Origin of the sequence: Vibrio sp. YT-18 (genome assembly GCF_033337345.1) — a bacterium.
In the GTDB taxonomy this organism is placed as follows: Bacteria; Pseudomonadota; Gammaproteobacteria; order Enterobacterales; family Vibrionaceae; genus Vibrio; species Vibrio alginolyticus.
Genome location: NZ_JAWOQO010000002.1, coordinates 407,660 through 422,424, shown reverse-complemented (window position 1 = coordinate 422,424; position 14,765 = coordinate 407,660). Strand labels below are relative to the sequence as shown.

Genomic DNA, 14,765 nt, shown 5'->3' with positions numbered 1-14,765 from the left:
AGTAAACGGTTTTATAAAATGCCGAATTACTGACGCTCAGTTCGCATACCCATCAATAAGCTCACACACATTGCAAGCAGAATGAAGGTAAATGGCAGTGCTGTAGAAATGGCACCAGCCTGAAGAGCTTGAACCGCCTCGGAGCCACCAATCCATAGCAGAGCAACCGCAATTGCACCTTCCATGAATGCCCAGAAGACACGTTGAAGTACAGGTGCATCGACTTTACCACCTGCCGTGATACTGTCGATAACAAGTGAACCAGAGTCAGAAGACGTAATGAAGAACACAAGTACCAACACAACAGCGATGATAGAAAGCATGCTACCAAATGGAAGAACATCAAACATTTGGAACATAGCAAGTGATACGTCAGTCAAGCCATTTGTGCCCAGCACACCTACTTTATCAACAACTTGCTCGATCGCCAGGCCACCAAATACAGACATCCAAACAACGGTAACCGCAGTTGGAACCAGCAGAACTGCTGTGATGAACTCGCGAACGGTACGGCCACGAGAAACACGCGCGATGAACATGCCTACGAATGGCGACCATGAAATCCACCAAGCCCAGTAGAACACTGTCCAGCCTTGGAACCAAGCTTCGTCCGTACGACCAAACGGGTTACTTAGTGGGATGATATTCTCTACATATGCCATAAGTGTGGTTGGAATCGAACCTAGGCTCGCCGCCCAACCGATAAGACCAACAAGGAGAAGTAGCAAGAACGCCACAACCATGTTGATGTTACTAATGACTTTAACACCACCATCGATGCCGCGTACGACGGAAACAACAGCAAGTAAAGTCACCACGGTAATAACGACGATTTGTAGGCCCAGGCCTGGCTCAACACCAAATACGTGATGAATACCACTTGCTGCTTGCTGCGCACCTAGACCTAGGGATGTAGCAAGACCAAATAAAGTCGCAAGCACAGCCAGAATGTCCACAATGTGGCCAGCCCAACCCCATGCACGATCACCCAGAAGTGGGTAGAAGATCGAACGCATAGATAGCGGTAAACCTTTGTTGTAGGCAAAGAATGCTAAAGAAAGTGCTACAACACCGTAAATTGCCCATGGGTGAAGGCCCCAGTGGAACATCGTTGCACCCAGTGCCAATCTCGCGGCTTCTGGTGTATTTGCCTCAACACCAAGTGGCGTTTCATACCAACCGGTGAAGTAAGCGACAGGTTCTGCAACACTCCAGAACATTAAACCGATACCCATACCAGCTGCAAATAGCATTGCAAGCCATGACATAAACGAGTAATCGGCAACAGCGTCTTTACCACCTAGTCGAATCTTACCCATTGGTGAGACGATAAGTGCCAAACAGAAAATAACGAAAATGTTACCTGCAATAATGAACAACCAATCGAATGAACCAATAATTTTCCACTTCAGCCCATCAAGTGCCGTCTTTGCGGTATGTGCATCTAGAACTAATGCAGCGACAAGAAACAGCGCAATTAAACCTGCACTAATACCAAAAACTGGGTTATGAACATCAAAACCCCATTTTTGAACGTTGTCCTGACCTACCGTATAGTCGGTACTATCGATACTGTACTTATCTATACCCTTTGTCATCGTTCCTCTCTATTTTTGTAGTGTTTTTACGTACCAAACAAAAAAATCTTTCGAACACGATACGTTTTGCATTCCGTGAAGGCGCAAGATCCTATCATTTGACACGTTTTTGTCTATCTTTTTGCTATTAAAAAATCCAATAACTTACTTTTCACTGTGTGGTTACGGCCTTTGATAGAACAAATCACTACTACAATAGTTAGACCACAAACATTTATTGCTATAATAATTTTAGCTCTTCTTATTTTGTCGAAAAGGCGCGACAAAATGGTATTGAGGACACGGCGTAAAATTGTAGAGGTAATTTTTGATTTCCCCCCTTTAAATAAGGGCGCATTTAAGTTAGTGTCGCCTCGATAAATGTTCCCTACAGACTGGATGAATAAATTGGAAAAGTACGAAGAAGTATTGGTCTCGATTCGTCAGATCATCCGCGCTATTGATTTACATTCTAAAAAGCTGAGCAAAGAGTCTGGATTGACTGCTCCACAGTTGATTTTGATGCGCGCTATCAATGACTTAGATAACGTGACGATTAAACAGTTGTCTAGCCACACTAACATGAGCCAAGCGACCGCAACGACCATTCTAGATAGACTAGAACGAGGCCAGTTTGTTGAGCGTCAGCGCAGTGTTCAAGACAAGCGTAAAGTGCATGCTGTACTTACGAGCAAGGGCCAAGAAGCCTTAAAACAAGCACCAACGCCGCTGCAAGAGCACTTCATTAATCGATTCCAAAAATTGGAAGAATGGGAGCAATCCCTTCTACTATCTTCCGTTCAACGCATCTCGACGATGATGAATGCAGAGGACATCGATGTTGCTCCAATGCTAGAGCTTGGTAGCATTACCAAAGCCGATTAGTTTCGCTCCCACGTGCTCGCTTTTTGCGGGCACTACTCTCCTACTCAGTCAACCCAGTTTCAAACGCATATTTTGCTAACTCTGCCGTCGAATGTAAGTCCAACTTGTGCTTAATGTTATGGCGATGCGTCTCTACCGTTCGATAACTAATATTGAGTAAAGTGGCGATTTTCTTGCTGCTGTTTCCTTGAGCAACTAATTTAAGTACCGCTTCTTCCCTGCGGCTGAGAGGATTCGTTTTTTGCGTGGCAGGCACCACTTCTTGGGTAAAGAGTGTTTGTGTGACGGATTCACAGAAATACGTCGAGCCTTGGTTAACCGTTTTTATTGCTTGCACCATTTTCTCGGCCGAGATTTCCTTGAGCATATATCCTACGGCACCAGCTTGCATGACCTTCATGATGTACTCGCGATTATCGTGCATGGTCAACATAAGTATTTTGCTCTCTGGGCGAGCTTCTTTAATCACACCAGTCGCTTCAATACCGTTCATTATTGGCATGCTGATATCCATCAATATGACGTCCGGTTGCAAGTGCTTTGCGACCTCTATCGCTTCCAAGCCATTGCTTGCTGTACCCACCACTTCGATGTCAGGCTCTAACTCCAAACGAGCCATGAAGCCATCCAATACCACTTGATGATCATCGACAATCACTACACTAATCGGTTTATCCATAAACTATTTCATCCAAATTAAGCAGCACAGTAATCTCTGTTCCCAAGCCAAGCTCACTCATTAGCTCAAATTCACCACCGATGAACTCTACACGCTCTTGCATGTTCCTTAACCCAATCCCTTGTTGGTGCACTGCTTGGTTAACCACAAATCCAACGCCATCATCACGTATGAGTAATTGCAGCATATTGCCCATTTTTTGCAAAGTAACCGTTACTTTTTTCGCTCGCGCATGTTTTTCAATGTTATTCAAAGACTCCTGAGCGACGCGATATAGCGTCGTTGCGACTTCCGAAGTCAGTTTGTGCTGCTGAGTATCGAAATTGCTCTCGATATCAATCCCGGAATGGGAATGAAAGTCCTGTAGCAAGGTCGTCAGTGCTGCTTCTAAACCGATATCATCGAGGGCGCTTGGACGGAGCTGATGAGAAATATGCCGCACCTCATTTATCGCGGTGACGAGCGATCGTTGTGATTTATCTAAGTGGGATTTGAGTTTTTCGTCTTCAAGTCTATGACTCATTAAGTCTAAATGACATTTACTGGAGACTAACAACTGATTGATTCCATCGTGCAGTTCTCGCGCTAAATGCTTTTTCTCATCTTCTTGGAACATCACGGTTTTATGTGCCAATTCTTTCAGGTTCTTATCAGCGAGGCGATGCTCGTGCAGATTGATCGCCAAAGTGAGAACAATGATTACAGCAACGGTCACCGCTAAGATCACGACGACTGAGAAAAATGTCGTTTCGATATTTTTGTTCACTGCCGCGCGCATATTGGCGACTTCTCGGCTGACATCCTCAATATACAGCCCAGTCCCTATCATCCATTCCCACTTATCGAGCCATGCAGCGTAACTAAGCTTAGGGACGACTTCACCTGTAGATGGCTTTTGCCATAGGTACTGATGAAATCCACCACCTGATTGCGCTTGATACAATAAAGCTTCGATTAAGCGATCGCCATTTTCGTCTTCAAGATAGAGTAAGTTTTCCCCGACAAGCTCCGGAAGAACTGGGTGTACAAGGTTGGTACCATATTTATCATAAGCAAAAAAATAGCCGTCCGACCCATAACTCAAACGATTTAAAATCGCTTTCACACGCGTTTTGGCAACACTCTCTTCTAAAGTCGGATCGTTGTAGATGTAAGAAATGGAGTCAAAAGCGACGTCGACCGTATCTTTCAGCGCCGCTTCTTTTGATTGGATCAGGTTTTGATGAAAGATCTCTACCTCCCTTTTGCCAAGGGTCTTGGTTTGATAGATAGAGATCCAGCTGATACTCGCTGACACCAATACCACGGGTATCAGTGTCAGCAGAATTAACTTTGCTTTGAGAGGCATCCCTTCCCTCCATGAAACGCTGCCTTTACAGCTTACTATCTTAGCAGTACAAACTAATCGATTGTGTCTGCATAGACATAATTAACAGCTTAACAACTTGTCTCAAAAGGTAAAAACTCTCAGTTCACAAAATCTCTTTATTATCGAGTGATTAACTCATACCGTAAAAAGCTGGGAAAAACAGCAAAGACGCCAACACAACAATCTGAATCGCGATGAATGGCATCACACCTTTGTAGATATCACGCGTAGTAACCCCTGCTGGAGCGACACCTTTTAGATAAAACAAACTAAAGCCAAATGGCGGTGTGAGGAACGACGTCTGCAAGTTCATCGCAATAAGAATCGCAAACCACGTCATATTAATGCCCATCAATTCAGCGACTGGCGCAATAATTGGCACGATGATAAAACAGATTTCAACGAAGTCGATAAAGAAACCTAAAATCAGAATCACCACCATGGTAATAATAAGGAATCCCCACTTTTCACCCGGCAGTTCTAACATCCACTCTTCAACTAAATAATCACCACCAGTGTAGGTAAATGCCATTGAGAAGGCGGTCGCACCAAGTAAGATCGCAAAGACCATTGCGGTTACTTTAACTGTCTCTTTTGATGCATCATAAATCATCGACCAACTAAACTGCTTATACAATAGCGATAAAATAATCGCACCTGCACCACCCAGTGCCGCTGACTCTGTTGGTGTTGCAATCCCTGCAAAGATGGAGCCCAATACCACGATGATCAATGCTAAAGGTGGCAATACAGCTTTCAGTGCGGTGAGCACTTCTTGTTTACGACTGATCGACTCATCGCGCTCTATCGCCTGTGCGGCTTGAGGGTTCAACTTCGCGTAGATGAGAATGTAGATCACATAGGCGCCAACAAGTGTAATACCGGGCCAGATCGCAGCTTGAAATAGGTCCCCTACCGGTACGCCAAGTACATCACCCAACAAGATCAACACGATAGAAGGTGGGATAATTTGGCCCAACGTGCCAGACGCACAAATAGTCCCACACGCTAAACCTTTGTCGTAATTGTACTTGAGCATCACAGGAAGAGATATTAAGCCCATCGCAACAACTGATGCGCCTACCACACCCGTTGAAGCTGCAAGCAATGCGCCAACTAACACGGTAGAAATAGCGATACCACCGCGAACGCCACCGAACAAACGCCCCATTGATTCTAGTAGCTGTTCAGCAAGCTTCGTTTTCTGTAGCACTAGCCCCATAAAAACGAACAGCGGTACGGCCATTAGCACCGTATTTTCCATAATGGACTGAATTCGATATGGCATAAAAGCAAACATCTCGATGCCTTCAGCCCAAACACCAAAAATCAGCGCGATACCACCAAAAGTAAAGGCAACGGGAAATCCCAATAGAAGCGCAAAGAGCGCAACAAAAAACATCACTATACCGATCATAATGACTTCCTTTTACGACTTACCGTTATTACCGGCATAGATGAGATGAGGGTTGACAATTTTGTTGATTGAATGAAGTAACAATCCAATACCACTCACCGCCATAAAGAAAAATGACAGCGGAATCATCGCTTTGATAATCCAACGATATGGTAAGCCACCTGGGTCACCAGACGTCTCGCCTAACGCGTAACTTTCCTTGGCGAAATCAATACCAAACCAAGCTACCAGTAGGCAAAAAGGGAATAAGAAAAATAGTGTGCCTATGATGTCGATGATGGATTGTGCTTTGTAAGATAAGCGTTCATAAAAAATGTCGACGCGAACATGGCCACCGGACTTAATTGCGTAAGGCACACCAAGCAAGAACACGGCAGAGAATAGATGCCATTCCATTTCTTGGAATGCGATAGACACATCATTAAACACGTAACGCATGACAACGTCGTACACAACGTTTGCTAACAACAAAATAAACAGGATGCTGGATAACCATCCGAGAAAATCGCTAAAGCGGTTAAATAATCGCTCAATATAAATAAGACTTCTCATTCCGAACTCCGTGGAACGTTTAGATGCGCTCCGCTATGGTGCGGAGCATTCATTATGAAGTTTTCTTGGGCTTCGATAGCAGGCTAAACCTCTCGGCATCGCCTGCTTCATAACGTTATTGTTGAGCTTGACTGTTTAAGTACGCTCGGTGCGAAATATCTGACCATGGTCGAACTTGATTCATATAGTTCGCTTGCGACTCTTGAATCTCTTTCGCCAAAGCATCTTTTTCTGCATGTTCTTTCAACAAACGATCGTTTGCTTCTCGCAACGCAGCTACTACTTCAGGTGGGAAATCTTTTACTTCAACATTTGGGTATTCAGACTTAATAGATGCCCAGTTTTTGCCACTTTCGTGTTTCGATTGCGTGTACATATCGTAAGCGGCCGTTTTCATGGCTACTTGCAAAATCGCTTTTAGGTCATCAGGTAGACGATTCCAGGTACGCTTGTTAACGAGGAACTGAAGCTCAGTCGCTGGCTCATGCCAACCTGTGTAGTAGTAAGGCGCGATTTTGTGGAAGCCCATACGTAGATCCAGCGATGGACCAACCCATTCCAAGGCATCAATTGTGCGACGCTCTAGAGAAGTATATAGCTCACCAGGGGCGATATTCGTTGGCTTGGCACCTAACTCAGCCAAAATCTCACCAGCAAACCCTGGGATACGCATTTTCAAACCCTGTAAGTCCTCGACGGACTTGATCTCTTTTTGGAACCACCCGCCCATCTGAGTATCGGTATTACCGCCAGGGAAAGACATCAAGTTATGTGGAGAGTACACTTTTTCCATCAGCTCCATACCACCGCCGTAGTAAAACCATGCATACTGCTCAGTTGGCAACATACCGAAGGGCATAGAAGTGAAGTAAAGTGTGTTTGGAACCTTACCCTTCCAGTAATAAGACGCTGAGTGCCCCATGTCATACTGACCCGACTTAACCATATCAAACACCCCAAAAGGCGCTTTATGCTTGTTTGCGGAATCAATGCGGATTTGCAAACGTCCGTTGGACATCTCTTCCGCCATTTTGGCCATGTTTTTTGTGGTATCACCAAAAATTGGGAAATTAGGCCCCCAAGTTTCAGCAAGCTTTAAACGATAGACTTTTTCAGCAGCGTTTACAGAAGTCGCTGCGAGTGCCATCGCGGCAGCGACAGCGGTTGTTTTGAGCACTCGTTTTAAAGATTTTTGGATTAGACTCATCGTTCACGTCCTTTATCACCAAGGTTATTGTTGTCATCCATTTCATTAGGATTGGCTGTATTCGGTATAAAAGATGTAACAATGTTGTCTAATGCGAAATGGGCATGAACACGGAAGCGAGTAATTCATCAATAAGGCATTAGCCTAAGGTATTACGTACAAGTACGTAGGACAACCGTCATGACAAAAGACTGTTAATAGCAAAATCAATAAATTATATTTTTATCTATGAATAAAAATAAAAGACAATACGTACGTATTTTTCTGCCAAAAAATTTACATAGTATTTAAGAAAATGTGACAAACCACTTATTGGCAGTGTTAAAGTCAGTACTTAATGCATTATTTCCAATACCAAGATAAAAAAATACCTCGGCATCGGCCGAGGTATTCAATCTAGAACGGTAGCGGTAATTAAACTGCTTTGTAGATAACTTTGTTACCTGCTAACTGCTCTTTTTGAACTAGGTTTTCTTCAAGAAGCTTCTTTAGTGCGCCAGTAGCCCATGATGCCGCTTTAGTATCTTCTTGACCTGCAGCTAGACCGATGCCTTTAGGGTTAATACCTTCAGCATTCGCCATAACGATGTCTAATACTTGTTGTTGCTTAGGAGTAAGGGCAACATCAACTGTTTTCACTGCAGCTACTTTTTTATCAGCTACTACTTTCTCCGCAACAGCTTTTTCAGCAACAGAAGGTGCTACTGCTTTTTCCGCAACAGGCTTCACTGCTTTAGGTGCTGCAGCTAAGTTTGCTACTGTCGCTTTAATGCGTTTTTGCAGTTTCATCTGCACTTTACGCTTATGAGCAAGTCTCATTGAATATTTCTCCAGTTCACTGCATCTCAGCAGGGATGAAAATTTGAAGCGCGTTTTATACCAAAATTCACAAGCAATTTGTAGGTTTTAGCGGCGAAACGCGATGAAAAATGCGCTCAAAGCATAGAACGTCTACTATTTAATCAGATATTTTATGAACGGATTTATTGAATACTGGGTATAAAAACAGAGGTTTGTTTTATTTTAAATGCAAATCAATGCACATAAAGCTACCCACTTATTTTTGGACAAGTATTCGATGAGGTTATAAGCATGGAAACGCTGCACCTAACAAATTCACATTTCAAACCCGACTCCCCTATCAACAGAATACTTTTGTTGCTTGTTGCACTCATCACTTTGTTTTTGGTTGCCATTTCTCCGGGATGGAAGCAAGCCATGTTGTCGGTCATTTTGATGTCTGCAATCGTTGGTTTCGCCATCTTGATGATTAAGAAAAGCCAAGTCACTTTTACGCTGACAGCTTCTCACTTTCAGCAACACCTTTTTAAAGGAGGTTGGGTCGTCCGATGGCGAAATATTGAGTCAATCGGTATTTGTAGCTACCAACAGGAAGGGTGGCACCAACCGCTACCTTGGATCGGTATTCGTCTAAAACACTACTCGCCCTACTTAAATTCAATCTGCCCTCGTATAGCGACAGAAATTCTCCTCAGCCAGCGAGCACTGCTTTACTTAGGCGCGAAACAAAATCAGTGTGAAGATAAGTTTGAGGATATAGTGCTTGACCCTAAACCGTATATAAACAGAGATGGGATTGAGTACAAAGGTTTGTTAGCGATGCTCGCCAACCGGATGAAGTATCAGAGAGGCTTTTATGGCTACGATCTATTTATATCAGCAAGTGATCTAGATCGTGAGGCTGAGGATTTTGTGGGACTGACTCGGCGATACTTAGCTGCCGCCGAGCCAGAATAATGCTTAGTACACGCACTTTTAGTAAAGCGGCATCTCGTCAGCAACGAACGGGTTAGTTTTACGCTCATGACCGAAAGTCGATTGAGGGCCGTGACCAGGGACAAACGTGACATCATTGCCTAAAGGCCACAATTTCTCTTTGATAGAACTAATCAACGTATTGAAATCACCTTGTGGGAAGTCAGTTCGACCAATGCTACCGTTAAACAAAACGTCACCCACAAACGCTAAACGCGCTTCTTCACTGTAAAGCACAACGTGACCAGGTGTATGACCAGGTGTGTGGAATACGTTCAGCACTTGATTACCAAAAGTGACAGTGTCACCTTCATTTAGCCATTGGTGCGGTTCAAACGCTTCTGTCAGCGGGAAACCAAACATTTGGCTCTGACCTTCCAAACCTTGCAACCAGAAGTTATCTGCCTTGTGAGGACCAACAATCTCTGTACCGCCAAGCAGTGCAGACAGCGGTTCCGTGCCACCTACGTGGTCCAAGTGACCGTGTGTTAGCACTAGGTTTACCACGTCAACACCCAGCTCTTCGATAAGCATAGCGAGCTGCTTTTCATCGCCGCCTGGGTCAACCACAATACCTTTCATGGTTTCGTCACACCAGACAATAGAACAGTTTTGAGAGAAAGATGTTACTGGAACAACTTGGTATTTCAGAGCCATAGATAACCTATACCGAATAAATTTGCATGAAAACTGCCGCAACTATGACACTAAGGCCTAGCGACTTCAAGCTTTGAACTGTGGGTAATCGACGACGTTCTGAGACTAGAAACCTTGTCTCAACTAGCACTACCAGGAACGAACAGCTCCCGTATCGATATGAACAAAGTTACTACCTGGATAATAACCCACGCCACCGGCTTTTAGGCTTAATGCAGCATCACGAACCGTTGAAAGCTTCACGCCGTCTAAACGAAAATCAATGGCCTTTCCTTCCATGTGCATGCTCTTTTTCGCTACACGAGAAGACCCGTTGCGCAGCGAGGCGTTAGTGGCAGGAGAACGGTAACCTGAAATGACGATCACCTCTGCTTCTGTACCAATTAACTTTTGAATTTGGCTTATTTGATCGAACAAGCGTCGATCCATCGGATGAACCTCATTCCGTCGATGGTCTCGACAAAACTCATTCAGCCTTTGAAGTTCATCATTAATGTATCGTTTTCCATCGAAATAGCATGTTTCGAGGATCTCTCCAGTATTAAGATTGTTCATCGCCAGCGCACGTGGCTCGTCAGGGAGTGAAGCCCAAGAAAATGATGGCAGGGCAGACGCCAACACCACACCACCAGCGGTCATTTTAAGGAAATCTCGGCGGGAAAAGTTACGACTTACCATTTCAAAATACAGTGCTCAACAACTAGACAAGTCGTGGACATTAACCAAACACATTTGTCACGTCAAATGCATAAAACGCTCCATCTTGATTTTCAGATGCAGTAATTATTGCTTAATTATTGAACGAAAAGAGAATTCTTCGTTTTGTAAATTTTCCTTAAAGATTTCAACTGCGGTGATCGTACTTATAGATATCATCACGGTAGTAAAGCGTTCCCTCTTCCAACCATGCTGTTTGATAAATGATGTGTACTTGAATGCGCTCTCCCAAAGGAACTGACGTGTTAGACCGACGAGAACTTTCTCGCTTTTTCGCTAAACGTTCTTCCAACCCCTGAGTTTTGAACAGAAGTTCTGCTAACTGGTCTGCATGTTCTACACGAACACATCCTGAGCTGAATGCGCGTCTGTCCTGTTCAAACAAGTTCTTACTTGGCGTGTCATGCAAATAAATAGCTTGTGGGTTAGGCATATTGAACTTGTACAATCCCAGTGCATTTTGTAAGCCCGACGCCTGTCGCATACGATAAGGAAATGTTCTCGGATTCACCGTTGCCCAATTGATGGTTGTAGGGTCAATAATTTCGTTCGAAGTCCAAGACCGAATGATTTGAATGTTATGGTTAATCAAATACATCGGATTACGTTTTACTTTAGGAATAATGTCTTTAACCATGATAGTCCAAGGCACGTTCCAAGTTGGGTTGAGAATAACTGAATCCAGTGCTACCGACATGATGGGCGTTTTTCTTGATGCTCTCCCTACCACAACTTTAGACTCAAACAAGGGTTGACCATCATGCCAATACGTGACTTCGTATCCAGGCACGTTAACAAAGACAACATTATCCCTTTCTTTCGACCAAATTCTTGAACGCTCAGAATTCAACGCCAGCAGATGCAATCGCTCTTGAGGAGAAAAGTTGATCCATCGAATGGTATTCGGGCCGATAACGCCATCTTCTTTCAAACCATGAATACGCTGGAACTCTTTTATCGCAAGCTCTAATTGTTCGTCATATTCTTCAGTGACTAAATCCAAGTAAGAAACATCTACGCCTACGATCTCCATTCGCTCAATCAATAGGGGTCTGTTTTCTAATATATCGCCAACACGTGCTAGCCCAGTTTGTTGATAGGCAGGATATTGGTACTGAGAATGTTCCGATAGCGAAGAATAGGCGGAGTAGAAAGCATCATCTGTTTGTAATGGAGACCGGAGACTTGCCAAAAACTGACCAAGTTTGCCAACCGTAATCTCATTACTCAGAACCGATAAAGTATCGATGCTAGGAGCGGGTAACGTAACATGGGCTTTGTCTGTAAATAGCCAATTAATCCCTTCTTCGGGGAGTTGCTCAAGATAACTAAGGTACATCAAGAGTGAATCTGTCATCACTAAATCGAAGTCGAGATTATCTCCCTGCCACCTTACTTGGTTTATCCGGTGAAGTTGATTTTCGAATTCATCGGTGACATCCGCAAGTGCAACCAGGTTTACTTGAAAAAGAAACTGCTCAATATCACTTTCATTTTCCCAGTTCAAACGGTAATTGGTGCTTTGATACAGTTGATCAATCACCTCTGGATAATGGATCATTTTTTCTACAGACAGCTTTTGTACCGCTCCCTCTTGCTCGACTTGCGCTGAAGCTTCGAGAGAAACGACGGTGGAAAAGCTGCAAAACGGCACCAGAAGTGCCGTCATGATTAAAACCCTAGCAAACACTGAAATGATCCTTGCGCTACTTGCCATAATAAAAAGTATGGCAAATATCTCACAGCTTGCAGGTTTAAAATTAAGAATCTGATGCCGAAAACGACAACAAAACTCTCTATAAGTAATTACTCAATGATCTTTCTAGATAATTCTCGACCAATGGTTGTCCCATTGCACTCCGCTTGCGAAGGTACTTTTTGACTCTTCAGGCCTTTGCTCTACCACTTTTCCCGCCCCAGAGCTGACTCGGAACTCATCGCCATAGACCACAACACCGGAGGCATCTGGTAACGCACTTAGCTCGACCAATTTGCCCGTAGATTTAGACCATATACCATAGCAACTGCCCGGAGGCGAAGTGGCTAAGATCCATTCATCGGTTGCTGCAATACTCGCAACGTAGTGATTGAAACGCGCCCACTCTTCAGGCTCAGCTTGAAGATCTTGCATTTCACCACCACGCGTGTGCATGGCGATCAAGGCTGGATACTCGTCCGGCTCACCACGATATTGCTGACCACAAAGCACGGTTTCCGCACCATCATGAGCTAAATGGCGAATACTCAACTTATGATCCGGTAAAGACACTTGATCCAGTAGCTCACCCTTCTGTGAAAGGTAACTCAGGCTGGGTTTCATGCTATCAAGATTGAGAGGTTCACGACCGTTAGTGTGTACGCCACCGACGCCAATCGCCAATACACCATCAGGCATCATGATCACTTCATGAGGACCAAGACCAAAACCCGTTAACTCATCGACCTTTTGATATTGCTTCTGTACATCATAAACACCAATGATCCCACGGCTTGTCCCCCTCTCACCTTCTGTGGCAAATAGTAATGTGCCGTCATGGGAGTAAACGCCATGCCCATAGAAATGACAATTTGACTTTGCTAGTTGCAGTTTGATCATCTGCCCTGAGCGAAAATCAAATACCATGAAGAAAGTACCAGGTCGTCGACCAAAGACTACGGCGTGGCCTTGTTGGTTCGTTGCTACACCATGACCACGTTCAGGAATCGGCAATGAAGATAGCGGCATACCATGCTCATCCGCCACCACCGCTGCATATTTATCTCGGCCAATGATAGAGCAGCCGATCAACGCAGGCTCACGTGAGCTTGTTGAAGAACAACCAAATGGCATCATAGGTGTAGCCGCCCCGAATAGAGCGGCTTTCAGCAAAGTTCGGCGGGTTTGATCAGTCACCATCGGTTGCATTAAATCCTATAACTACGCCAAGCTCGATCGCCACTTCTTCGTGAATCAGGTACTTCAATTGCTCTAGCTTGTTGTATTGAGCGAGCACCATGCGATAGCCTTCTTTTGTTTGTAGTGCAGCAAACAAGCTCTTATCCTCTGGCCAAGTTTCTAACGCCATTTCAAACTGATGAACGACACGGTCTGCGAGATCTGCATGGCCTTGCTCTCTAAGTAGCGCATCTAGACCATTCCCGTTAGCAAAGTACAACGCTTCCATCCCTTGAAGGTTGGCTTTTAAGTTTGAAAGCGAGGTCTCTGAACGCCACGATTCTGAGAAATACGGGCGAGGCTTACCAATCTTCGCTAGCGGTCGGCTCAACTTCTTCATGCTGTATTCAAGCTGATTCGAGAGCAGTGAAATGTACTCAGACTCCCATTCCGTCATCTCTAGCGATGTCCAAGGGTTCTCTGCCCAAGAATCCGCGATGATCTGCGCTTTGTTATCGAGGTTTTCTGCAATCGCTACGCCTGTCACACAAGTATTGCTGTTGCTAGATAAGGTCGACGCTTTATCGTAAAGCAGCCATTCCAGAGCCCCTAAACCTTGCACGGTGACACTTTGGGTGGAGATATCTTCTGCACTCCAAGCTTGGTCAGATTTCGTCAATATAGACATTTTACGACCAGTAGTGTTCTTTTTATCTGGCCAAAACTGAACATTCCAGCTTTGCTCCAATGCCGTAGCAGGGCCACGTTCTTGACCTTGTAATGCCATCCACGCAAGCATAGTTTGATGCCACTGCTGTTTTACTTGTGCATCATCTTTCGACTCTGATGCGCAGTAATCCGCGAAGCGCTGTTCAAGTTCTGTGGTTTGCGCTAAAAACGTCTGAGCTGATTGAAACTCGACCTCGTACACGCTTTGAGAAATATGACTTGTACTCTCAGGCTTGGCAGAGCTCGAACCGATGGTCGATTGGCAACCAACCAAACTTAACGTTGCGGCAATCGCACTCACTAATAGTGTTTTTTTCATGGTTGC

The 14,765-nt window shown here is 44.4% G+C and carries 14 protein-coding genes; 2 read left to right on the top strand and 12 right to left on the bottom strand.

All coding sequences use genetic code 11. The annotated features are described in order from the left end of the window. Window positions 1–26: 26 nt before the first annotated feature. A complete protein-coding gene (locus R7M72_RS04270; RefSeq protein ID WP_318056049.1) occupies window positions 27–1,598 on the bottom strand; it encodes a BCCT family transporter in 1,572 nt (523 codons plus the stop codon). Between the two features lie 387 nt (window positions 1,599–1,985). Between R7M72_RS04270 and R7M72_RS04265 the strand changes: the two genes are divergently transcribed. Next, window positions 1,986–2,462 (top strand): MarR family winged helix-turn-helix transcriptional regulator, encoded by a 477-nt coding sequence (locus R7M72_RS04265; RefSeq protein WP_005376877.1) that lies wholly within the window; start codon window positions 1,986–1,988, stop codon window positions 2,460–2,462. 40 nt (window positions 2,463–2,502) lie between these two features. Here the strand turns inward: R7M72_RS04265 and R7M72_RS04260 are convergent, their stop codons facing one another. From R7M72_RS04260 to R7M72_RS04235, 6 genes are all read right to left on the bottom strand, one after another. After that, the gene (locus R7M72_RS04260; RefSeq protein WP_005376875.1) at window positions 2,503–3,141 is read right to left on the bottom strand and encodes a response regulator; all 639 of its coding nucleotides are present in this window, start codon (window positions 3,139–3,141) and stop codon (window positions 2,503–2,505) included. Then, window positions 3,134–4,489 carry a cache domain-containing protein gene (locus R7M72_RS04255; protein ID WP_005386831.1) on the bottom strand — a complete coding sequence of 452 codons (1,356 nt, stop codon included), beginning with the start codon at window positions 4,487–4,489 and terminating at the stop codon, window positions 3,134–3,136. Before R7M72_RS04255 ends, R7M72_RS04260 begins: the two co-directional genes overlap by 8 nt. A 151-nt stretch (window positions 4,490–4,640) precedes the next feature. Then, window positions 4,641–5,927 carry a TRAP transporter large permease subunit gene (locus R7M72_RS04250; RefSeq protein ID WP_318056048.1) on the bottom strand — a complete coding sequence of 429 codons (1,287 nt, stop codon included), beginning with the start codon at window positions 5,925–5,927 and terminating at the stop codon, window positions 4,641–4,643. 12 nt (window positions 5,928–5,939) lie between these two features. Continuing rightward, entirely contained in the window at window positions 5,940–6,479 is a 540-nt protein-coding gene (locus R7M72_RS04245) for a TRAP transporter small permease subunit (RefSeq protein ID WP_005376869.1), read from the bottom strand. Between the two features lie 115 nt (window positions 6,480–6,594). Then, complete coding sequence (locus R7M72_RS04240; protein ID WP_017636112.1) at window positions 6,595–7,686, bottom strand: TRAP transporter substrate-binding protein; 1,092 nt, start codon at window positions 7,684–7,686, stop codon at window positions 6,595–6,597. Between the two features lie 414 nt (window positions 7,687–8,100). Further along, window positions 8,101–8,505 (bottom strand): hypothetical protein, encoded by a 405-nt coding sequence (locus tag R7M72_RS04235; protein WP_005376863.1) that lies wholly within the window; start codon window positions 8,503–8,505, stop codon window positions 8,101–8,103. Window positions 8,506–8,778: 273 nt separating this feature from the next. Here R7M72_RS04235 and R7M72_RS04230 point away from each other — a divergent pair, with 273 nt between their 5' ends. Next, a complete protein-coding gene (locus tag R7M72_RS04230; RefSeq protein ID WP_005386825.1) occupies window positions 8,779–9,444 on the top strand; it encodes a DUF2982 domain-containing protein in 666 nt (221 codons plus the stop codon). An 18-nt stretch (window positions 9,445–9,462) separates the two neighbouring features. Here the strand turns inward: R7M72_RS04230 and R7M72_RS04225 are convergent, their stop codons facing one another. The 5 genes from R7M72_RS04225 to R7M72_RS04205 all read right to left on the bottom strand — a co-directional run bounded on the left by R7M72_RS04225 (window position 9,463) and on the right by R7M72_RS04205 (window position 14,759). Further along, the gene (locus tag R7M72_RS04225; protein ID WP_318056047.1) at window positions 9,463–10,119 is read right to left on the bottom strand and encodes an MBL fold metallo-hydrolase; all 657 of its coding nucleotides are present in this window, start codon (window positions 10,117–10,119) and stop codon (window positions 9,463–9,465) included. A gap of 129 nt (window positions 10,120–10,248) precedes the next feature. Further along, window positions 10,249–10,797: a DUF882 domain-containing protein gene (locus R7M72_RS04220; protein ID WP_031778936.1), complete on the bottom strand. Its 549-nt coding sequence runs from the start codon at window positions 10,795–10,797 to the stop codon at window positions 10,249–10,251. A gap of 166 nt (window positions 10,798–10,963) precedes the next feature. Further along, window positions 10,964–12,505 carry a murein L,D-transpeptidase gene (locus tag R7M72_RS04215; RefSeq protein ID WP_005376852.1) on the bottom strand — a complete coding sequence of 514 codons (1,542 nt, stop codon included), beginning with the start codon at window positions 12,503–12,505 and terminating at the stop codon, window positions 10,964–10,966. A 153-nt stretch (window positions 12,506–12,658) separates the two neighbouring features. Beyond that, window positions 12,659–13,741 carry a DUF1513 domain-containing protein gene (locus R7M72_RS04210; RefSeq protein WP_318056046.1) on the bottom strand — a complete coding sequence of 361 codons (1,083 nt, stop codon included), beginning with the start codon at window positions 13,739–13,741 and terminating at the stop codon, window positions 12,659–12,661. Next, a complete protein-coding gene (locus tag R7M72_RS04205) occupies window positions 13,722–14,759 on the bottom strand; it encodes an imelysin family protein (RefSeq protein WP_025767286.1) in 1,038 nt (345 codons plus the stop codon). Before R7M72_RS04205 ends, R7M72_RS04210 begins: the two co-directional genes overlap by 20 nt. Window positions 14,760–14,765 lie beyond the last annotated feature (6 nt).